We start from the raw sequence: 20,710 nt of genomic DNA, 5'->3' as shown, positions 1-20,710 counted from the left end.
GCACTCCGCTGACGCCGGCGGAGCGTATGCCTCTGGCCAACCCGCCTAAGAACCAACACACTTGGCTCTGCGTCATCTCATGGCGACGCATCGTGGCAGCACCCGTCGAGGCCGGGCGTCGAGGTCGGGCGGGAACAACGGGACGAACGGGGCGAAGGCATTGGCAGCGGGAGTGGACATCCGGATCGGCGTCGAGGGTTCGCCGGAGCCCGGCAAGGAACTGCAGGGCATCGCGGGGTGGCTCAAGGACGAGGAATCGTTCACCCGGAACTGGACGTTCACGCACGAGCCGGTGCCAGGCAGGGCGGGCGCGGTCGAGGATCTCGTCGTCGCGCTCACGGCGCAGCTGACGGCTTCGGCCCTGGACGCACCGGTTCGCGCGCTGGTGGACGCTCTGATGGGATGGCTGCGCAGCCGGGTGCGGCTGAGTCGCGGCAACCGCACGGTGGTCGTCGTACGGGTCCCGGGCCGGGAGCCGGTGCGGATCACCGAGCAGCACCTCACGGCCGATCACATTCCCGAGATCGTCCGCCGGGTCACCGACGAGCTGGAGGCCGGCACCAGCGGCGGTGCGTAAGCCGTGACGGTGCATGTGCCCGATCCGAAGAGGTCCCGGGCGTTCCTCGTCGGCGTGCCCACCGTGACGGAGGGCGGCTTCGAACCGCTGGACTATGTCGACCGGAATCTGGACGACCTGCGCGCTGCGCTGTCTCATCCGGACCGCGGGATCCTGCTCCCAGAGGCGATCACAGTCTTGAGGTCGCCCAGCCAGAGGGAGTGGCTCAGGAAGCTGAAGCAGGTCGCGGAGGAGACTTCCGACCTGCTGCTCTTCTACTTCGTGGGACACGGCTACCGCGGCCCGCTCGACAACGAGCTGTATCTGATGACCCGGGACGCCGACCTCGATGTGAATCTGGCCGCCACCGCGGTGCCCTGGTCCCATGTGCTGGGGACACTCGACGGCCTGGGCTTCCAGCGTGCGGTAGTCATTCTCGACTGCTGCAACTCGGGGCTTGCGGCCGAAGGAAGGGGGGTCGGGCTCGGGCACTACATCCTGAGCTCCGCCCTGCCGACCAAGACCCAGCCGTCCGGAAGCGTCGAGGGCCGGAGCCGGTTCACACACGAGATCATCCGCGCCATGGAGGAGCCGGAACCCGGTGGGCTCACCATGCAGCGCCTGTACGACATCCTGTTCGCCGCGACGCCCACCTGGCAGCCGGTGGGCTTCGGCGACGGGTGGGGACCCAAGGGCGGCAGTGGCGGAGACGGCCCCCACATCGTGATCTCCCGGTTCGCCGGACCCGACCCCGAACCCGGCCCCGGGGCTCGGCCCGGATCCTCCCTGTCCAGGAACCTGTTCCAAGAACCGGCGATCGCCCCACGGTCAGAGCGCCCGGCGCCTGCGGAGCCTGCCCCCGCTCCGACGCTTCCCCGGACTTTGTCCGGGTGGCGGCGGCTGTTGGGGGTCCTGCCAAGGGGCATTCGGGGGAGAAGCGGGACGGAGGCCCGGCCTTCTCCGGGGATGCCCTCACCGCGGGAAGCAGGGGCGCGGCACTCCTGGCCGCCCGGCAGGTGGAAGACCCTGCTCGCGGTGGCTGTCGCTCTGCTCGTGACCCTCTCGATCGGGGTGTACGCCGTCCGCTCCGACGACGGAACCGACGCCTCGGGCTGCCCACCGCCGCTGGAACTGCGGCTGATGACCGGCATCGAGACCCGGGCCGCCGTCGCCCGGGCCGTGACCGCGTACCGGAACGACGATGCCAACCGCGAACCGCTGGGCCACGCCGACCACGCACCGAAGCACTGTCGGCGGACCAACATCACCGTCTTCGAAGCCGGGACGGGGGAGACGGTCGACGCCTTCGGCGCGACCGCCGCCTGGGCGGGGCGCGGCGACGAGAGCCGACAGGGCAGCGGCGGCGGCCCGAGCGGCGTCACGCCCCTGGGGACTGCCGCCGGCGCCTGTCCGACGTCCTCCCCGGGGGACCGGCAGACCGTAGAGCCGGGAAAGACTGAAGAGCCAGGAAAGCCGGACGCCGGCGGGCTCTGTTTCGATCCGCTGCAGGACGTCGGTCCGCAGCCGGACCTCGTCGTCGCCGGGTCCAGCACCGAACTCGGCCGCATGCAGGCCCAGCTGACGCGCGCGCCCGGGCCGGCCGAGGTCGAGCGGATCGGTTCGCTGGGCTACTCGCCGCTCGTACTCGCCGTCCCCGCGAAGCTCGAGAAGAAGCTGGCGGCCGCCGGGGTGCAGCGCACCGGCAGCACCTGGGAGCGGCTGCTCACGGCCATGAAGGAGGCCGCCCCGGGCATGCCGCTGCTGCGCCCCGACCCCGACACCTCCGGCGTAGGTCTCCAGCACACGGTCGGCCTGTACGAGGCGTACGACGGCTGGTTCGCGGGAGGTGAAGCCCGGGACGCCGAGGCGGTGGAGGAGCGCCTGCGGCACGACGCGGTACCGGCGACGGACGCCGACAGTCTGCTCTGTGCCCTCGACCGGGGTGAGCCCGGTCAGCCGCGCCTGGGTCAGGCCGCCGCCCTGGTCTCGGAGAAGGCCGTCGCGGACTTCAACCTCGGCAGGCGTCCCGGTTCGGTGTGCGGCAACAGCAAGCCCGCCGACGACACGTCCCGGCTCCTCGCGTACTACCCCGCGGGCGTGCCGGCGCTCGACATGCCGCTCGCCACGGTCCGCTGGAAGCGGTCGGCCGCCAGCTCCGGTTCGGACGACCGAGACCGGAGGGCCGAGGCGATCCGGCACTTCCACACCTGGCTGACGCAGGAGGGACGCCCGCACTTCCTGCACGGCCTGGCCCGGGGGGCCGGCGCCAACGGACAGCCTCTTCCGCCGCGCGGCGAGGCCTGGGCGGACACCGGCACCAGCGGCGTACTGAAGGACGTCTCCGTGGTGACCGAGCAGACCGACGGGCCGACCTCCGACGCGGTCGTCGCCGACTACACCAGGACCCGCGAACCCGGTCAGGTCCTCTTCCTCGTGGACGTCTCGGGCTCGATGGCCGAAGGAGGCGGGAAGCGCGCGCTGGTGGACGCCGCACTGCGCCGCTCCCTCCAGCGTCTCGGCCCGCGGGACACGTACGGCATCTGGTCGTACCCGAAGTCGGCGCACCAGCCCGACCTGGCCCGCACGGAGATCGAGCGCGGGACGCCGGGCGACGAGCGCGCGGCGGCCCTGGAGTGGACGGACTCGCTGGCGAAGAAGCGGATGAGCACCAGCGGGGCGGCCGTCTTCGAGGTGCTGACGCGGGCGATGCGCGAGACACGCGACGATCCTCGGCCGCTCATCGTGCTGATCACCGACGGGGACGACCGGCCCGAAGGCGACGCGGGAGGGGCCGAGTTCACGGCCATGCGGCAGGAACAGCAGCGAGCGGGCAGCACCGACGTGCTGGTGCTGTCCGTACGGCTGGACGGCTGCACGGCGCAGATCCGGCAGTTCGAGAACCCCGGCGGGGCGGGGTGCTTCGCGGGACGGCCGGACCGGGCGGCCGAGGCGCTGGCCGAGCAGGTGGCGAACGACGTGCAGGGAGGATCCGGCGATGAGGGACCGTAGCCGCATGGCCCTCAGGGGCTGGAGGACGACGGCCTGGGGCGTTGTGGCCCTGCTGTGTGCGGCCTGTACGTCGGGCGGGGACGCGGCCCCGGGTCCGACGCCGTCCCCGGGTAAGGAGCGCGTGCTGCGGGTGGCCACGGCTTCGGATGTCTCCCAGGGACCGCCGGTACGGCAGCGGCTGATCGAGGCCTGGGACGAGCGGCGGCGCGACGTACGGGTGGAGTTCGTGAAGCTGCCGAGCGCGGCGGACGACGCGCGTGCCCAGCTAGTGGCGGCGCTCCAGTCGGGCAGCGCGGACTACGACGTCGTGAACATCGACGTGGCGTGGACCGCGGAGTTCGCGGCCGGAGGCCTCATCCGGCCCCTGGACGGGAAGCTCCGGCTGCCCGAGGGAATGTGGCCCCGGGTGGCCGACACGGCCCGCTTCGAGGGCAAGACCTGGGCCGTCCCCTTCAACACGGACGCCGCGCTGCTCTACTACCGCAAGGACATCTGGAAGGACCGGAACTGGCGTCCGCCCGAGACCTGGCGCGAGCTGGAGTCGTACGCGGCCGACGTGCGGAAGAAGAGCCAAGTGAAGCAGACCTTCCCGGATGGCTACGCGACCCAGCTCGACGAGTACGAGGGGCTGACGGTCAACGCCCAGGAAGCCGTCTGGGCCCGTCGCGGCGAACTCGTCGACGGCGAGGGCGAGGCGAAAGCCGGGACGGTGGAGACCCAGGCGGGTCTGACCGACCTGGTGACCCGCTACCGGACGATCATGCCGCCCGAGGTCCGGTCCGCCGATGAGCGCGACAGCCTGGAGATGTTCCGGGACGGGAAGGTCGCGTTCATGCGCAACTGGCCGTATGTCTACAACGTGCTGTCCGCGGAGGGCTCGAAAGTGAGCGGGCGGTTCGGGGTCGCGCCGCTGCCGGGGGTCAGCGGGCGCGGCACCTCGGTGCTCGGTGGGCAGAGCCTGGCCGTCACGGCGGGCACCGAGCATCCCGATGACGCCCGTGCGCTGCTCGCCCACCTCGTGGCGCCGGAGCAGCAGCGCTGCCTGCTGACGGCGGGCTTCGCGCCGGTGCTGAAGGAGTCGTACCGCCCGGGCGGCGCTCGGTGCTCGCTGCCGGATGGTGGCGGCGGGACGGGCGGCGGGGAGTCGGCGGGCGGCGGCGAGGGATCCGGTACGCCCGCCGAGGGGGAAGGCGACCGGCTGCCGCCGTACACCAGGGCGTTGGAACTGGCGCTGAGCGATGCCCGGCCCAGGCCGGTGACCCCGTACTACGCGGCCTTCACGGAGCTGGTGCAGACGAAGGTGCACGCCTTGCTGGACGGCGGAACGGGAGACGACGGCGCGGTGGCACGAGACCTGGACAGCGAACTGCGCAGGGTCGTCAGGGGCGGCTGACCGGCGAACCGCTGCACCCCGCCGGGATTTTTGCAACTTCCCTTCCACAACCCCCTATCTCCGGTTGGCCCGCTGTTGCATAGTGGTCCCTCCTTGAACCACTCAGTTGGCAGTCGGCAGCGACCAGAGGACGCATTGATGGCATGTGAGCGGTGCGGAGGTCACGAGACAGCGTTGTCGGGCAGGCCGTGCGCATGCCATCTCATGACGGCCACGCCCTCGGAGCCGTGGGCCATCCGCGACACGCTCTACGGCCGTTGGACGACGCTCTCGATCCCCCACAAGGCCGGCGTCGCGGCGGGTGCGCTGCTCGCCGTCTCCGCCCTGGTCGGCGTCGGCTTCCTGGTGGCGTCCTCCTCGCTGTTCTCCCGCTCCGAGCCGTCGGACCAGGCGGGCATCGGGATACGCGACGCGCCGAAGCCGACCCTGATCCTGCCGACCGGCGCGCCGATCACCACGGAGCCGTCCTCCGCCAAGCCCTCAGCGTCCGCCGGCCGCGACGAGGGCCCGGCGGAGCACCGCCCCAAGTCGCCCAAGAAGCCCGCCCCTGCGCCCCGCGACCCCGTCACGTACTCGGGCTGGGCCGGTCACGGCTGCGCTTCCCCCTCGGGGGGCGGCTACGGCGAGTACGGCCGCTACTCCGATGGCATCGCGGGCTGGTACACCGTGGAGTCCGGCGGGTACGAGGGCGGTTCCTGCGACGGCTCCTTCGCCGCCGTCCCCATGTCGGGCAGCCCGGATTCCGACCACGACAACCGCGCGATCTGGTGGTGGTCGGTGGGCCAGGACTCGGAGGAGTGCGAGCTCGAGGTGTATGTGCCCAGCAGCTCCAACAGCCACGATGTCGCGGGCAACCCGACGACGTACCAGGTGCTCTCCGGATCGAGCGCCGGGGACGGCGGAAGCGGCGGGTACGACGGCGGGAGCGGCGGCTACGGCGGTGGAGGTGGCGGCGGCTACCGCGCGTACTCCGGATACGGCTCGTACGAGACCTTCCGCATCGACCAGACGGCCAACCGCGGCAGCCTGGTCGACGCCGGTACCTATCAGGTGGAGGACGGCCGTGTCGCGGTCCTGATGCTCGACCGCGGCCAGGACTGGAACGAAAGCGGCCCGACATACGCCCACCACGCGGCGGCTCAGATGAAGGTCACCTGCCGGTCGTAACTCCGGGATCCCGGGGGCGTCGGGGCAGCGGCCGCAGGCGCCGAGCCGGGGGATCCTCCCCCAGCTAACGCTGGGGGTGCCCCCCACCGCACGGTCCCGACGGCGGCGGCGTTTTCGCCGGGCGGAGCACAGGGCATTTCCCAGGTAACGGCAACCCCCTGTGCACCGACAGCCGGCTGCGTCCGCAGCGCATCGCCGAGGAGGCCACGGTGTCTGTCCACGTCTGTTCTCTGATCGTCGACGAGCCGCAGTCCGTCCCGGCGGACGGCCGGTACCACATCGTGCGGTTCCCGTTCGGCGCAGCCGAGGCGTCCGACGCCCACCGCATGCACCAGGTGCTGCAGCCGGACGGCCACCGGGTCACCAACTGGCGTACCGACGACCGGTCGGGACTGATCTGGCCGGCGGTTGGCGGGTGGGGCTCGCTCAGCGCGCTGGTCTACTGGGAGGACGGCCGCTACACCGAGATCCGCAGCCGCTTCGTCCGCGACCCTCTCAACCTCGCCGACGGCTACGACTCGACGTGCACGGAGGACGCATCGCCGACCCCGGGTGGCCAGCACCGGGCGAAGCACTGGGAGATCTTCGTGCGCCGCGGCACGCCGCTGGCCTTCCTGGTACGGCACAACGACAGAGCACCACGAAAGATCGTGCACGCCCAGTTCAAGCTGGCGATCCACGCGGTGGCCTGACCGGGCGTGGAGGGCTCGCTCAGCTGCGTGGTGCGAGGCGCCAGAGTGGGGGCGTGTACCGCTCGGGGCGACCGCTGATCAGCAGGGTTCGGAGGTCCTGGCGCTGGGCGCCGCCGAATCCGAGCGCCTCGGTGATCCGGCGGAACGTCGTATGGGTGGCTCCGCGGCTGCGGGCGTCGGCCTCGAACCGGTCGAGATCGCGCCATACGGCATCGGGGGCGAGTGTTCGCTGCGGCCGGGTGCCGAGCCACGTGGCCTTGTCGCGCTCGTCGTCGATCTCCGAGTACCCGCAGATGTCCCGGCTGTGTTGTTCGGCTTCTTCCAGGCTGGTCGTCGCGTGGACGGCGCGAGCGAGCCGGTTGCGCCCCAGCGCCTCGTCCAGGTCGACCTCGTGGACGGTGGGGCCTTCGTCGGTCAGTGCCACCGGCAGGCCGGCGTCGCGGACCTCGCACCGGCCGCGCACGCCTCGTGCGGTGGCGATGAGCATGGCCGTCGCCTCGGAGGGGTGCCAGTCCAGTACGGAGCCGGTGGCCTCGACGTGCCGGGGAGTGAGCGTCAGGACGCGTGGGCCGAAGTGGCTGCGCACTTCGTCGGGAGGGAGTTCGCCGTCGAGGCCGGGCCCGGCCACCAGGAGCCGTACCGGCGCGTCGATCCGGCAGCACGCGGCGAGCGTGAGCGCGTCGGCGAGTGGGCTGCGGAGTGTGGGTTCGTCGCCCTGGGCGAGGATGTCGCCTCCGACGTCGAGGAGGTCGATCGTCTCCGGGGCGAGGTGCTCGATGAGTTCCTCGAGCTCGCGGGTGATGCCCTGCACGCCGTGGTGGGGGTCGATGAGGGCGAAGGTGTGCGGCAGTTCGGCGGCGAGCCGGGGCAGTGTCGAGCCCGCCGGGGCGATCGGCTTCGCTTCGGGGGGCACGGCGTGGACCCTCGGCGTCAGTGGCCTCAGGCCGGTGAAGTTGGCCGGTCCTCTTGGGCCCGGCACGGGGTCGATCAGCAGCCGGTCCCAGGCGTAGGTGAGGATCACCGCCGGACTGTCGCCTCCGTACAGGACGGCGTCCACCATGGCGGCGGCGACTGCGTCGCCCCCTCCTCCGGCTGCCACGATCAAGCGCGTCACGCGCGTCAGCGTACGGGTTCGCGGCCCGTCCGCTCACCCTCCGTTCGGCCACCTGCCGGACGGTGCGTCGCAGGGCGCGCCCGACGGGTGACGCCGTCCAGGCACCGGGGCCGGTGCCGTTCGGGCGAGGTCATGCCGCCTGAGTGATCAGCCGAATCACGTCGGCGTGCCGTGCCCGCGGATCGGGATGACCGCGCGGGCACGGACGTGAACGTCCAGCCGATCAGTGACGCGCCGCACGGCGCTTGCGGGTGGCCAGGAGGATCCCGCCGCCGGCGAGCAGAACGGCGGCAGCCGTGCCGGCGATGACCGGGGTGGAGCTCGAAGCGCCGGTTTCGGCCAGGTCGTCCGACGGATCCTTGCCGGCCGGAGCCGCGGGAGCGGAACTGGGCGCCTCGTCGCCGGGGGCCGGGGCGTCTTCGGACGGGGTGTCCGAGGGGGTCGCGGACGGCGACGACGGTGCAGTCGTGGGTTCCGGACTGTCCTCGCACACCGGTGAGGTCTTGGTGTCGTCGTGGTTGAACTGGTCGCCGTCACCGGCCTTCACCACGAGGCGTACGGACGCCTCCTTGCTGTGGCGGGGAAGCTGAAGCTTCTTGTGGAACTCGCTGCCGAACTTCTCGGTGGGCAGCAGGTCCTTGCCGTCCACCGTGATGGTCACCGTGTTGGTGACCTTGCTTTCGTAGTCGGTGAGGTCGACGCTGACCTCCGAGCAGGTCACGGTCCACTTCGGAGTGTGGGCGGAGGCCGGGGTGGCGAACAGGCCGACCCCGATCAGGCCCGCGGCCACGGCCGTGAGGACGGGGGCCGGGCGCCGCCAGGATGTGAGTAATGCGCTCATGGATCCTCCACGCAGGTGTATCGCCGGTCACAGGAGAGTGCGTGCGGCACAGTACTGCTCCCGCGCTCGCGGCCCGCACGCGCCCCCGGGCTCGAGGCGGCTTCGGAGTGGCCATTCAGCGCCTTCCGTCACATCGCGGGCTCCGCCGACCGCGGTCCCTGCCGATCCGCTGTCGACCACCACGAGTTCGGGGTATGTGTCCGAAGCGTGCGGGGCGGGTGTCAATCGTCCGATCACGGCCGTTTCCCCAGGTAACGGCCCTTCAGGAGTGAGTGCGGGACGGCTGGGGGCGGCCGCGCCTTAACCGTCTTTGAGCCGATCCTCAAGGGGGCCTTAAGGATCTGAAGTCCGGCGCCGGCCAGCTTATTGCCCGGTCCCGCGGGGCCTATTTTGGCGGTCGTGACGATCGAGGCCGCTGACTCACAGCTCGCGGGGTCCCTGGCTATGTCCACGCATCCTGGTTCGTTGGAAGCGTCCCCTCGCACCGCGCCACCGCCGGTTCCGGAACCGCTGCGGGTCTCTCCGCGTTCCCTGCGGTACTGGCTGCTGGCCGGTGCGGGAGCCGTCACCGCTCTCTGGGCCGTGCAGGTCGAGACCTCCGTCCGGCTCGACGCGCTCTTCGCGACCGGCGCGCACCTCACCGGTCTGCTCGCCGGGTACGGGATCCTCGTGATGCTGCTGCTCATGGCCCGCGTACCGGCCATCGAGCACGGTGTCGGGGCCGACCGGCTCGCACGCTGGCATGCGTTCGGCGGGCGCCATGTGCTCGGCCTCTGCCTCGTGCACGCCGTCCTCGCCGTGTGCGGATACGCCGCCCACACCGGTATGGATCTGCTGAGCGCTATCACCGGCCTGCTCGGCTACGGCGGCCTGGCGGCCGCCACCGCGGGCACTGTGCTGCTCGTCGCGGTCGGGATCACCTCGGCCCGTGCCGTACGCCGACGGGTGCCGCACGAGATCTGGCGGGCCCTCCATCTGCTCACGTATGTCGGCGCGGCGCTCGCCTTCGCGCACCAGCTCGTGGGGCCCGATGTGGCGGGCTCCATGCTGATCTGCTGGTTCTGGGCGATGATGCACGCGACCGTCAGCGTCCTGCTGCTCTGGTACCGGGTGGTCGTCCCCGTACGCCAGGCCTGCCGCCACAGCTTGCGGGTCCTGGAGGTACGCGCCGAAGGCCCCGGCGTCGTCTCCGTCGTCATGCAGGGCGTCGGCCTGGACGAACTGCGCGCCGAGCCCGGCCAGTTCTTCCGCTGGCGGTTTCTGCGGCGCAGGCTCTGGCGTACCGCGCTGCCCTTCTCGCTCTCCGCGCCGGTCAAGGACGACACTCTGCGGATCACGGTCAAGGCGCTCGGCGACCACTCCCGCCGGATACGGCGTCTCAGGCCCGGCACCCGCGTGCTGGCCACCGGCCCCTTCGGGGCGATGACCGCCCACCGGCGCACCCAGCGGAAGGTGCTGCTGCTCGCGGGCGGGGTCGGGATCACACCGATGCGGGCCCTCTTCGAGACGCTGCCGGGCGGTCCGGGCGACATCACCCTGCTCTACCGGGCGGGCACGGCCGACGACCTTGTGCTGCGGGAGGAGCTCGAGCAGATCGCCATGACCCGGCAGGCAGGCCTGCACTATCTGCTCGGCCGCTCGGACGCCGCCTACGACCCGCTCGCCCCGCAGGCGCTGCGCGAGCTGATTCCGGACGTGGCCGAGCACGACGTCTATCTGTGCGGACCACCCGGCATGGCCGACGCCGCCACCGCAGCTCTGATCAGGGTGGGCGTTCCCGAGTCCCGTATCCATTCCGAGAACTTCAGTCTTTGAGGGAGCCGAGCCATGGGCCGACATCGCAAGCCGCGCCGCCGCCTTGCCCTTGTCCTTGCCCCTGCCCCCGGCGACCGCGCCGGCCGGCAGCTGGCCGCGGGCATCGTCGGCGTGAGCGCCGTCGCCGCCACGCTGTTGTCGGTCCTGGTCGACCCGGCCGCCCCGCCGTCCCCGGACCGCGCTCCCGTCTCCGTCCCCGGACCCCAGGCGGCTCCTTAGACCGGTTGGCGCTTTCGGTTCCTCGGGACGCGAACGACCGCCCTCGTGCCGAGTGAGATGGCACGAGGGCGGTCGGGTGATCCGCCGGGCGGAACCCCGGCCGACGTCAGCGGCCCTGCAGGGCCTTCACGTTGTCGCCGAACGTCCAGTTCTTCGACCCGTCCCAGTTGATCGACCAGGTCATCAGGCCCTTCAGCGCGCCGTTGTAGTGCCTCCAGGCCCGCGACACCAGGTCGGGCGACATGTAGCCGCCGCCGGCGCCCGGTTGGGCCGGAAGTCCCGGAGCCTGTTTGTCGTAGGGCACCCTGATCGTCGTGCCCTGGACGACGAGCCCCTTGTCCAGGCAGTCCGTCTGTTTGACGAAGCCCTCGACTGTGCCGGCGGAGTAGGAGTCGCCGGAACATCCGTACATGCTGCCGTTGTAGTACTGCATGTTCAGCCACCAGAGCCGGCCGTTGTCCGCGTACTTCTTCACAATGGGCAGGTATGCACCCCAGATCGAGCCGTAGGTGACGCTGCCCCCGGTGACGTACGCCGTCTCGGGCGCCATCGTCAGGCCGAAGTTCGAGGGCATCTGGGCGAGCACGCCGTCGATGATGTGGATGAGGTTGGCCTGCGAGGTCGACAGCTCGTTGATGTTGCCGCTGCCGACGAGGCCGGTCTCGATGTCGATGTCGATACCGTCGAAGTTGAACTTCTTCAGAATCGGCACCACGGTCTCGATGAAGCGGTCGGCGACCGCGCGGGAGCCGAGGTCGATACCGGCCGCCGCACCGCCGATGGACATCAGGATCGTGGCCCCTGCCGCCTTGGCCTCACACATCTCGGCGGGGGTCGCGACCTTGACGTCCTTGTCCATCCCGTCCTCCCACAGGACGGTGCCGTCCGAGAGGATGACCGGGAAGGCCGCGTTGATGACGTTGTGGCCGTGCTGACTGATGCGGGAGTCCGTGATCGGAGTCCATCCGAACGGCGGGTGAACGCCGTTCTTCGCGCCGTCCCAGTTCTCCCAGTACCCCTGAAGCACCTTCCCCGCGGGTTTCGACTTGACCGCGCACGTCTCGTCCTGCGCCGCACTCGGCGTCGCGGCGACGAGTACCTGCACGAAACAGGCGAGTGCCAGGCCGGCCCCCAGCAGACGTGACCTCCGACCGATCATGCTGTGCTCCCTTCTCGTCATGGCCGCCCGCCACCGAGTCGGCGAAGGTGTCCATGCCAGCCTGACTCCGGGGGAGTTGCTCGCAGCCGCCGGTCTCGTCGCGGGCCGTCCGAGTCGAGGATCGTTCCCGCGGTCTCCGCCCGACCGCCGATGGAGATCAGCGATGGGGTCGAGGTGCGCGGAGGCGTAGCTGAGGTGGGACACCCATGGTGACGAGAGGACCGACGAGCGTGAGCGTGGCCAGCACGAGAGGAAACGCTCCGGTCGACACGCTTACCTCCTGGGCTGTGGCGGCCTGGAGACTTACGTGAGGTAATTCTCTTGAACGGTAAAGTGGTCCAGACCTCCCGTCAATAGGTCTGGACCAACTCGGAGTTACGGCGCCGCTGCCTGCAGCCGGGCGCACTGAGGGCGTCCCCCGGGGTACACCTCAGTGTTCGGCGGGCTGGGGGATGGCGGGGAGGTGGGTGGGGGTGCCGTCCTTGGCCCACCGCGTGGGATGCACCTTCGTGTTGGTCGACCGACCCGCGATCACGCCGTCGGCGTTGATCCCATTGGCTGCGTGGCCCGCGTCGTCCGAGAGCTTGCGCAGTTTGGTCATGGTGCCGTCGGGAGCCCACTGCACGGCGTGTCCCCCGGAGCTGCCGACGATCGTGCCATCGGCGTTGATCGCCTTGGCTGTACTGTGCGCATCGGGCAGGCCCTTCAGCACGGTCGCGATGCCTGCCTCGTTCCACCGCACGGCGCGGTAGGTCTTGTCGTCGTAGGTGTAACCGACGGCTATTCCCTTGTCGTTGATGCCGATCGCGTAGCTGTCCACCTCACCAGGAACCGTACCCAGCGGGACGGGGATTCCGGCAGGGGTCCATCGCACCGCGTGGACGCTGTGGTCGAATTTCTGGTAGATACCGACGATCGCGCCGCTCGAGTTGATGTCCTCACCGTACACAACGCCGGCGCCGGCCGGCTTGGTCAAAGCGGTGCGGGTGCCATCGGCATCCCACTTCACTCCCTTGTCGCCCCAGTCGTCGCCGTCGGTGCCGTTGGCTCGGCCGACGATCACTCCGGCGTCGTTGATGGCCCGGGCCTCGCCGTAGGTTTCATCAGGCGGCGCGGCGAGTTTGGTGATGGTGCCGTCGGCGTTCCACTTGACCGCGTTTCCGTGGATTTGATTGTCGGTCAAGTAGCCTGAGATGCCGACGATCGTGCCCTTGTTGTTGATCGCGTCCGCCCAGCCCCACTTGTGCTCGGGCAGGGTGCCCAGGTCTTTCGCGGTGCCATCGGGGTCCCATCGCACTGGGCGGGCCGTATCGTCCCAGATCCCACCGGTCTTGGACCCGGCGTATCCGACGATCACTCCGCTGTCGTTGATGCCCCAGGCATCGCCAAGGGCACCCGCGGCGTTCACCGCAGCGGGTGAGCCCGCGGCGGAGGCCGATACCGGTACGCCACCGACCAGCGCCGCGGCCACGAGCACGGCTGCACCACCGACGACACGTGAATTCCGCATGTTCCGCACGTCCCTCTCCGTTTCTCGCCGTATTCGACGGGCAGGGGGCATGGTTGGCGCAAATGATCCAGCCGACACAGCGTCATGATGGGTCTCGGCACTATTTCTCGAGAATCAACTGCAATCCAGGCAGCCCGGATGCCCATGGAGATCGGGCTATTCGGTCCACTCAAACGTCAACGACCGTTTGGCCGCACGGAACGCTACCGGAGAGGTGTGACGCGGTCCATTTGGCGGCGCACATCCGTTAACAATGAAAAGGCGTCACCAATACGTAAGGTTTGGCACGCCGATGACGCCACCCATCCGACCCTATTGCCTCATCGGCCTTCGGCGAGGGTTTGCGCCAGGATGCGCCAGATCTCGGCGGCCAGGTCGATGTTGGAGGCGTCCTGGGCCTGCTGTGCGAGGGCCTGGAGGTTCCGGATGCCCTCGTCGGCGCGGCCCTCCAGGACGAGGAGGCGGTTGTGGAGGACGGTGAGCCTGATCTGGTCGCGGAAGGTCAGGCGCAGGTCGGCACCGTCCAGACTGTCGTACAGCGCACGAGCCTCCTTGTAGCGGCCCTCGAGGAAGGCGAGTTGGGCCTGGAGCGTGGTCATCTCCTGGAGGTGGAGTGGGTTGCCGATCAGTTGGAGTGCGGTCTGCGCCTCGTCGAGGCGGATCCGGGCGTCCTCCGTGGACGGCGTGGTGAGCTGGAGGTACAGGGAGGCCGCGGCCAGGCGCAGTCGCATCCACAGCATCAGGTCGGCGCGGCTGTCCATGAGTTCCAGGGCCGCTTCGAGCAGCTCCCGCGCCTCCGTCTGGTCGCCTTGCCGCAGCCGCACGATCGCCGCGGTCCACAGCGCCTCGACCGGGAGGACGCCGGACTCCCCCTTGGTCAGGGTGCACAGCTCGTCGACGTGGGCGCGGGCGTCCGGCAGCCGGCCGGCTTCGGCCTCGACGGATACGAGGGCCAGCAGCGCGGAGGCGGTGTCGGGTACGGACAGCCCGCTGTCCCGGGCGGTGGCGTAGGCGGCTGCGGCGATCTGTGTGGCCTGCGCGATGTCGCCCGTGGAGCGGAGACACCGGGCGAGTTGGGTGCGGGCGCGGGTGCACAGTTCGGGGAGCGCCAGGTCCTCACCGAGCTCGACCAGCTCCGTGAGGTAGCTGAGTTCGGCGTCCCGTTCGCCGTGCTGTCGCTTCAACTGGGCGAGCAGCCACAGCGCCTGCCAGCGGAGCGCCGGGTCCTGGTCCTGACGGTCGGCCGCCAGGGCATCGAGCAGCGCGAGAACGGTGTCGTCCGTCTGGGCCGAGGTCGCGACCGCGAGGGCCTGTGCCAGCGACTGGGCCTGGGGCTCCTCGAAGTCGGCGGGGGTCACGCCGAGTTGATTGGCGAGGTACGCCACAGCGCGCTCGGTGGGCTGGCGGGCTCCGGACTCCAGACGGGACAGATAGCCGGTGGACATGCCGTCGCCGGCGAGTACGGCCTGCGAGAGGCCGCGCTGCACTCTCAGATGCTTGAGTCGTCGGCCGAAGGACGGTTGTTCCAGCACGTGATGAGTCCTCAGTGATCGTACGGACCGGCCACAGTCCCCCGCCCTGAGGCCCTGCTTCGGGCACAGAAGCAACTGCTTCCCCGCCGGATCACCCGGGCGGCTCTGACCGGGTCGGCGGCAATGGCAGGTTAGCTTATCGGCAACCACGTGGCAAGTCATTGTCAACTGGCGGAGAGTGTGGATCTACTCGGCCCTCCGCCGGTTGCCCACTGCTCACGGAACCGGATCAGCGCGACACGGCTGAACCTGCATGTCTCCGCGTTTCAGATCCGTGCCCTCGTGGCCTCATGCGATAGTGAGAGTGTTTCCAAGTGTTGGAAAATTCTTGCCAAGTAAGATCTGCTGGGGCTAGGTTCCTTGGCAACACAAGGGCATAGCCCGGTGGATCCGGGCCATCCCGCCGCAGAACTCCTCACCCAGACGGGGGACGACGTGAAGAAGTTCCAGCAGGCAGCCCGTACATCTGCGATCGCCGGCGCAGCCGGCCTCTTCGCCCTGACGGCAGCCGTCGGCACCGGGATCGGCTGGCCGCACACCGGCCGGTCGCCCCAGGCCGCCGCGGCTCTCGACGTCGGCTGGTCCGCGCCGGCCGCGCTCCAGGCCGGTCCGGTCGGCTCTCCTGACGACATCGACTGGCCGTGATCTCCGAAGCAACGGCCCAGCAGTGAGGACAGGACCGATCACGTGCCCATCAAAGTCTTGATCTGTGACCAACTGCCGCTGATGAGGGAGGGCTTACACACCCTCCTGGACGCCCTGCCCGACATCGACGTGGTGGCGACCACGGACAGCTCCATGCAGACCGTGGTGCTGGCCCGCACGCACCGCCCGGACGTGGTGCTGATCGGCCTCGCGGACGTCGAACCGAGCCTCGACCTGATCCGCAGGCTCCGCGCGGACGGCGCAGGCGGCCCGGTCGCCCCGCCGCACGCGGTGGTGTTCCACTCCGGCTACACCGACGAGATGGTCCAGGACCTGCTGCACGTCGGTGCGAAGGGCCTGGTCAGCCGGGACGCCACCAGTGACGAGGTGATCGCTGCGACCCGCGCTGTCGCCCGCGGCCGTACGGTCCTCGGCCCCGAGATCGTCGACCGGCTCGTCCACTGGTTCCGCGAGCGCGGCGCCACACCCCGCACGGCCGTACGACCGGAGGTTGGCGCGCTGACCAGAAGGGAGCGCGAGGTCCTCACCTACATCGGGCGGGGCATGTCGATCGAAGACGTGGCAGGCGAGCTCTACATCGGCATCAGCACCGTGCGCACCCACCTGCACCGCATCCGCCACAAGCTCGACCTCAAGGACCGCGCTCAGCTCGTGGCCTTCGCCTACCAGGCGGGCCTGATGAGCGAAGTGGCCGCCGCCTGAGCGCCGACGGACGAGTCCGAGCCGGACGAGCCAGCAGAGACAAGGAAGGGGGACTCGTCCGTGCCGGATGAGCCCGTCGGGGCCGGCCAGGCCACCGACCGCACCATGTTCACCATTCCCGCCCGGTTCAACGGCCCGCCGACGACCGCCAACGGCGGCTACGCCTGTGGGGTGTTCGCCGGGCTCGGCGCATCCGCGCACGGCCCCGGGGCCGCCGTCACGCTCCTCGCGCCGCCACCGCTCGACACGGCTCTGGAGTTCTGCCCCGGCCCGCGCCGCTCGCAGGTGCGCCACGGCGAGCAGCTGATCGCCACGGTCGCCGCCGCCGGCCCCGGCGACCTCGACGTGCTCGGCCCGGTGTCCGCAGCAGCCGCGGAGCAGGCGGCACGCGGCTTCCGGGGCGAGCCGGGCCACCCCTTCCGCACCTGCTTCGTCTGCGGCGTCGACCGGGCCGTCGGCGACGGGCTGCGCCTGACCCCCGGTCCGCTGCCGGACGGGCCCGCCACCGTCGCCTGCGTCTGGACGCCGGACCACTCCGTCGCCGACGCCGGTGGCGCGGTTCACCCGGCGGTCGTGTGGAGCGTGCTGGACTGCCCCGGCGGCTGGACGGCCGATCCGGGCAGGGAGCCCATGGTGCTCAGCCGGATGACCGCGCGGATCGCCGGGCGGCCGGTCGTGGGGCGGCCGTACGTCGTCCTGGGGCGGCAGATCCGCCGCTCGGGCCGCACCGCGGTCAACGCCACGGCGCTGTACGCCGCGGACGGTTCCCTCGTCGCCCACGCCTCGGCCGTCTGGGCCGCCGTCAACGACACGGCTACGTCTGGTGCGTTGCGCGTCCACACCTGAGCCCGACGGGATTCCACCGCTGCGTGGACGCGCAACTCCCGCCCTGCCGAATAGCGTTCCGGAAGTCGCTGACATCACGTGCTCGCAGGAGAATCGCAGGAGAGGGGAAACCACCATGACCGCATCCGTGGATTCCGATTCCGCAGTCTATTCCGTGGTGGTCAATCACGAGGAGCAGTACTCCATCTGGCCCGTCGGAAAGCCGGTTCCGCAGGGCTGGCAGGAGGCGGGCAAGCAGGGCGACAAGGCCGAATGCCTGGCGTACGTCGACGAGGTGTGGACGGATATGCGCCCACTGAGCCTCCGCCAGGCATCCACCGCAACAGCCTGAAGGATTTCAGGATGACTACCACTGCCGATATTTGTGAACCGGTGCGCAGCGGGACCGCGCATTCCGTCCATGAGCATTTCGAACGCCACGCGGCCCTGGTCCCGGAAGCGACCGCGGTCAGCTGCGGAACCGAACGGATCAGCTACGCCGAACTCAACGCCCAGGCCAACCGTCTCGCCCGGCTGCTGCGCGACCGCGGCGTCGGCCGCGGCGACAACGTCGGCATCTGCGCCGAGCGTTCGCTCGAGGTGATCGTCGCCCTGCTCGCCGTGCTCAAGGCGGGCGGCGGCTACGTCGCGCTGGACCCCCGGCAGCCGCGCGAGCGGCACCGCACCCTGCTCACCGACGCGGGCATCACCGTGCTGCTGACCCAGGAGCGGCTCCTCGGCGGGCTCGATGGACTCGCCGAGGAGACGGTCGTGCTGGACCGCCTGGGCGCGGCCGGCCTCGACCGCTACTCCGGTACGGACCTCGGGCTGCCCGCCGACCCGGACAGTCCGGCGTACGTCGCGTACACCTCGGGATCCACCGGCTCCCCCAAGGGGGTCGTGGTCCCGCACCGCGCGGTGCTCCGCCTGGTCATCGAGCCGAACTTCCTCACCGTGGGCCCCGATGACGCCGTTCTGCAGTTCGCGCCGCTGGCCTTCGACGCCTCCACGCTGGAGATCTGGGCGCCGCTGCTGAACGGCGGCAGGCTCGTCGTCTTCCCACCGTACGAGCCGACCCTCGACCAGCTCGCGGAGACGGTCGAGCAGGAAGAGGTCACCATCCTGTGGCTGACCGCGGGGCTGTTCCACCAGATGGTGGAGGGCCCCATCCACCGGCTCTCCGGCGTACGGCAGCTGCTGGCCGGCGGCGATGTGCTGTCCGTGGCGCACGTGAACAAGGCGCTCGCCGCGCTGCCCGGCAGCCGGATCGTCAACGGCTACGGGCCCACCGAGAACACCACGTTCACCTGCTGCCATGTGATGACCGAGCCGGTCGAGTCGGAGACCGTGCCCATCGGAGTGCCCATCACCGGCACCCAGGTCTATGTGCTCGACGAGGAGCTGCGGCCGGTGTCCGGCGGCGAGGCGGGTGAGCTGTACGCGGGCGGGGAAGGCGTGGCCCTGGGCTACCTGGGGCGGCCCGCGCAGACCGCGGAGCGCTTCGTCCCGGACCCCTTCGGCCCCCGGCCGGGCGGACGTCTCTACCGCACCGGCGACCTGGTACGCCGCCGCCCCGATGGCACGGTGGAGTTCCTGGGCCGGGCCGACAACCAGGTCAAGATCCGCGGCTTCCGGATCGAGCCCGGCGAGGTCGAGGCGGCGCTGCTGGCCCGACCGGAGATCGGCGATGCGGCCGTCGTGGCCCAGCAGCACGAGCGCAGCGGCCGCAGACTCGTCGCCTTCTACGTCTGCGACCAGGGCATCTCGGTGCCCGAGCTGCGCCGTTCGCTGGGCACGACGCTGCCCCCGTACATGGTCCCGGCGTCGTTCGTCCGGGTCACGGCGCTGCCGCTGACGCCCAACGGCAAGGTGGACCGTACGGCGCTGGGCCGGCTCGTCACCCGGGAGCGCCCGGACGTCGGCACCGACTACCGCGCTCCGCAGGGCGAGGTGGCGGAGGCACTCGCCGCGATCTGGGGCGACCTGATGGAGATCGACGACGTGGGCGTCGACGACGACTTCTTCGAGCTGGGTGGCCACTCCCTGATGGCCACGCGGATCACGGCGGAGATCGCCGCGCTGTGGGATGTCGAAATCCGGCCCCGGGACTTCTACGAGAACCCGACCGTGTCCGAACTCGCCGAGGCGGTCGAGAGGTTGCGTGGGACGGAGGGGATGACACCGTGAGGATCAGCATTCCCGTCGGCGAGCCGGAGATCGACCTCGACTCGGTCGACCTCTTCGACCCCGGGCTGTACGCGCACGGCGACCCGCACGCCATCTGGCATGTGCTGCGGCAGCGGGCCCCGGTCCACCGGCAGACCCTCGCCGACGGACGGTCGTTCTGGTCGGTCACCAAGTACCGCGACGTCAACGACGTGCTCCGGGACCACACCCGGTTCACCTCCAGCCGGGGCACGCTGCTGAGCATCCTCGGCACGGACGACCCGGCCGGGAGCAAGATGATGGCCGCCAGCGACCCGCCGGTGCACACCGCCATGCGCGAGCCGCTGATGAAGGTCATGTCGCATCGCTCGCTCAAGGAGCGCAGGCCACAGGTCCGGCGGATCGTGCACCGGATGCTCGCGCCGTTGCTGGACGGCGGGGTCTGGGACATCGGGGCCGCCGCGGCCGACTTCCCGATGGCGTTCACCGGTGCCCTGATGGGTCTCCCGGAGCGGGACTGGCCGCGGCTGGCCAAGCTCACCACGATGGCCATCGCCCCGTCGGACGTGGAGTTCCGGGAGGGCAGCAGCCACGGCACGCTCGTCGCGGCCCACCACGAACTGTTCGACTACTTCTCGCGCCATGTGCGCGGGCACCCGGGCGGGGACGACGACCTCATCGGCTTCCTCATCGGTATGGAGGCGGACGGGCGCAGGCTGCGGCACGACGAGATCGTCTACAACTGCTACAGCCTGCTGCTGGGTGCCAACGTCACCACGCCGCACGCCATCGCCTCGACCGTGCTCGCCCTGATCGAGCACCCCGACGAGTACCGGCGGCTGCTTGCCGACCCCGCCCTCGTACCCGGCGCGGTCGACGAAGGGCTGCGCTGGTCCTCGCCCGCCAACCACTTCATGCGCTACGCGGTGCACGACCTGGTGCTGCAGGACGTGCCGATCAAGCAGGGCGATGCCCTGGTGACCTGGCTCGGCTCGGCGAACCGGGACGACGAGGTCTTCCCCGACCCGTACCGGTTCGACATCACCCGGCGCCCCAACCGGCATGTCGCCTTCGGGTTCGGACCGCATTACTGCATCGGCGCACCGCTCGCCAAGATCGCCCTCAACCTGCTCTTCGAGGAGATCACCAGGGTGGTCGGGGAGTTCGCGGTCGCGGGCCCGGTGGAGCACCTGGAGTCGAACTTCGTCGCCGGGATCAAGCACCTGCCGCTGACCGCCGTACTGCGCGACGGGGCGGCGGAGCTGCTGGAGAGCGCGGCCCGGGACCGGCTCGCCGCCGTATGACCCCTCAGATGACCGACAGCACAGCGAGGAGAGGCTGACG

General features: G+C 70.5%; 18 protein-coding genes. 13 read left to right on the top strand and 5 right to left on the bottom strand.

Annotated features, from left to right (window positions below; all coding sequences use genetic code 11):
• Positions 1-79: 79 nt before the first annotated feature.
• From ACTWQI_RS22960 to ACTWQI_RS22940, 5 genes are all read left to right on the top strand, one after another.
• Positions 80-577 (top strand): effector-associated constant component EACC1, encoded by a 498-nt coding sequence (locus ACTWQI_RS22960; protein ID WP_443273281.1) that lies wholly within the window; start codon positions 80-82, stop codon positions 575-577.
• 3 nt (positions 578-580) lie between these two features.
• Positions 581-3,565 carry a hypothetical protein gene (locus ACTWQI_RS22955; RefSeq protein ID WP_443273279.1) on the top strand — a complete coding sequence of 995 codons (2,985 nt, stop codon included), beginning with the start codon at positions 581-583 and terminating at the stop codon, positions 3,563-3,565.
• A gap of 130 nt (positions 3,566-3,695) precedes the next feature.
• The gene (locus ACTWQI_RS22950) at positions 3,696-4,958 is read left to right on the top strand and encodes an extracellular solute-binding protein (protein WP_443273276.1); all 1,263 of its coding nucleotides are present in this window, start codon (positions 3,696-3,698) and stop codon (positions 4,956-4,958) included.
• A 204-nt stretch (positions 4,959-5,162) separates the two neighbouring features.
• Entirely contained in the window at positions 5,163-6,125 is a 963-nt protein-coding gene (locus ACTWQI_RS22945; protein ID WP_443273274.1) for a hypothetical protein, read from the top strand.
• A gap of 209 nt (positions 6,126-6,334) precedes the next feature.
• Positions 6,335-6,817: a hypothetical protein gene (locus ACTWQI_RS22940; RefSeq protein WP_443273273.1), complete on the top strand. Its 483-nt coding sequence runs from the start codon at positions 6,335-6,337 to the stop codon at positions 6,815-6,817.
• Positions 6,818-6,836: 19 nt separating this feature from the next.
• Here ACTWQI_RS22940 and ACTWQI_RS22935 read toward each other — a convergent pair whose 3' ends face one another.
• Complete coding sequence (locus tag ACTWQI_RS22935) at positions 6,837-7,877, bottom strand: DUF1152 domain-containing protein (RefSeq protein WP_443273306.1); 1,041 nt, start codon at positions 7,875-7,877, stop codon at positions 6,837-6,839.
• 277 nt (positions 7,878-8,154) lie between these two features.
• On the bottom strand, positions 8,155-8,772 hold the full coding sequence (locus tag ACTWQI_RS22930) for an LAETG motif-containing sortase-dependent surface protein (protein ID WP_443273271.1): 618 nt from the start codon (positions 8,770-8,772) through the stop codon (positions 8,155-8,157).
• Positions 8,773-9,216: 444 nt separating this feature from the next.
• Between ACTWQI_RS22930 and ACTWQI_RS22925 the strand changes: the two genes are divergently transcribed.
• Positions 9,217-10,587: a ferredoxin reductase family protein gene (locus tag ACTWQI_RS22925; protein ID WP_443273269.1), complete on the top strand. Its 1,371-nt coding sequence runs from the start codon at positions 9,217-9,219 to the stop codon at positions 10,585-10,587.
• 12 nt (positions 10,588-10,599) lie between these two features.
• The gene (locus ACTWQI_RS22920) at positions 10,600-10,806 is read left to right on the top strand and encodes a hypothetical protein (RefSeq protein ID WP_443273267.1); all 207 of its coding nucleotides are present in this window, start codon (positions 10,600-10,602) and stop codon (positions 10,804-10,806) included.
• A gap of 106 nt (positions 10,807-10,912) precedes the next feature.
• Here the strand turns inward: ACTWQI_RS22920 and ACTWQI_RS22915 are convergent, their stop codons facing one another.
• The 3 genes from ACTWQI_RS22915 to ACTWQI_RS22905 all read right to left on the bottom strand — a co-directional run bounded on the left by ACTWQI_RS22915 (position 10,913) and on the right by ACTWQI_RS22905 (position 15,007).
• On the bottom strand, positions 10,913-11,965 hold the full coding sequence (locus tag ACTWQI_RS22915) for a chitinase (protein WP_443273266.1): 1,053 nt from the start codon (positions 11,963-11,965) through the stop codon (positions 10,913-10,915).
• A gap of 430 nt (positions 11,966-12,395) precedes the next feature.
• Positions 12,396-13,475 (bottom strand): hypothetical protein, encoded by a 1,080-nt coding sequence (locus ACTWQI_RS22910; RefSeq protein WP_443273265.1) that lies wholly within the window; start codon positions 13,473-13,475, stop codon positions 12,396-12,398.
• Between the two features lie 320 nt (positions 13,476-13,795).
• Positions 13,796-15,007, bottom strand: coding sequence for a helix-turn-helix domain-containing protein (locus ACTWQI_RS22905; RefSeq protein WP_443273263.1), 1,212 nt, complete (start codon positions 15,005-15,007; stop codon positions 13,796-13,798).
• Positions 15,008-15,391: 384 nt separating this feature from the next.
• On the opposite strand from ACTWQI_RS22905, the gene ACTWQI_RS22900 reads away from it, so the two are divergent.
• The 6 genes from ACTWQI_RS22900 (at position 15,392) to ACTWQI_RS22875 (ending at position 20,670) form a co-directional block, all read left to right on the top strand.
• Complete coding sequence (locus ACTWQI_RS22900) at positions 15,392-15,652, top strand: hypothetical protein (protein ID WP_443273262.1); 261 nt, start codon at positions 15,392-15,394, stop codon at positions 15,650-15,652.
• Between the two features lie 42 nt (positions 15,653-15,694).
• Positions 15,695-16,375 (top strand): LuxR C-terminal-related transcriptional regulator, encoded by a 681-nt coding sequence (locus ACTWQI_RS22895; RefSeq protein WP_443273260.1) that lies wholly within the window; start codon positions 15,695-15,697, stop codon positions 16,373-16,375.
• Between the two features lie 60 nt (positions 16,376-16,435).
• Positions 16,436-17,221: a hypothetical protein gene (locus tag ACTWQI_RS22890; RefSeq protein WP_443273259.1), complete on the top strand. Its 786-nt coding sequence runs from the start codon at positions 16,436-16,438 to the stop codon at positions 17,219-17,221.
• A 115-nt stretch (positions 17,222-17,336) separates the two neighbouring features.
• Positions 17,337-17,552 carry an MbtH family protein gene (locus ACTWQI_RS22885; RefSeq protein WP_443273257.1) on the top strand — a complete coding sequence of 72 codons (216 nt, stop codon included), beginning with the start codon at positions 17,337-17,339 and terminating at the stop codon, positions 17,550-17,552.
• Between the two features lie 11 nt (positions 17,553-17,563).
• Positions 17,564-19,387 carry an amino acid adenylation domain-containing protein gene (locus ACTWQI_RS22880; protein WP_443273255.1) on the top strand — a complete coding sequence of 608 codons (1,824 nt, stop codon included), beginning with the start codon at positions 17,564-17,566 and terminating at the stop codon, positions 19,385-19,387.
• Positions 19,384-20,670, top strand: coding sequence for a cytochrome P450 (locus ACTWQI_RS22875; protein ID WP_443273254.1), 1,287 nt, complete (start codon positions 19,384-19,386; stop codon positions 20,668-20,670). Before ACTWQI_RS22880 ends, ACTWQI_RS22875 begins: the two co-directional genes overlap by 4 nt.
• Positions 20,671-20,710 lie beyond the last annotated feature (40 nt).

The sequence above is a fragment of the Streptomyces sp. KR80 genome (assembly GCF_052245555.1).
Classification (GTDB): domain Bacteria; phylum Actinomycetota; class Actinomycetes; order Streptomycetales; family Streptomycetaceae; genus Streptomyces.
This window is presented reverse-complemented; position numbering and strand designations above follow the sequence as displayed.

Coding starts and splice junctions, on each gene's coding strand:
- ACTWQI_RS22910 (WP_443273265.1), bottom strand. CDS start 13,475: ATGCGGAATTCACGTGTCGTCGGTGGTGCAGCCGTGCTCGTGGCCGCG.
- ACTWQI_RS22880 (WP_443273255.1), top strand. CDS start 17,564: ATGACTACCACTGCCGATATTTGTGAACCGGTGCGCAGCGGGACCGCG.
- ACTWQI_RS22935 (WP_443273306.1), bottom strand. CDS start 7,877: ATGGTGGACGCCGTCCTGTACGGAGGCGACAGTCCGGCGGTGATCCTC.
- ACTWQI_RS22960 (WP_443273281.1), top strand. CDS start 80: ATGGCGACGCATCGTGGCAGCACCCGTCGAGGCCGGGCGTCGAGGTCG.
- ACTWQI_RS22925 (WP_443273269.1), top strand. CDS start 9,217: ATGTCCACGCATCCTGGTTCGTTGGAAGCGTCCCCTCGCACCGCGCCA.
- ACTWQI_RS22945 (WP_443273274.1), top strand. CDS start 5,163: ATGACGGCCACGCCCTCGGAGCCGTGGGCCATCCGCGACACGCTCTAC.
- ACTWQI_RS22885 (WP_443273257.1), top strand. CDS start 17,337: ATGACCGCATCCGTGGATTCCGATTCCGCAGTCTATTCCGTGGTGGTC.
- ACTWQI_RS22930 (WP_443273271.1), bottom strand. CDS start 8,772: ATGAGCGCATTACTCACATCCTGGCGGCGCCCGGCCCCCGTCCTCACG.
- ACTWQI_RS22915 (WP_443273266.1), bottom strand. CDS start 11,965: ATGATCGGTCGGAGGTCACGTCTGCTGGGGGCCGGCCTGGCACTCGCC.
- ACTWQI_RS22920 (WP_443273267.1), top strand. CDS start 10,600: ATGGGCCGACATCGCAAGCCGCGCCGCCGCCTTGCCCTTGTCCTTGCC.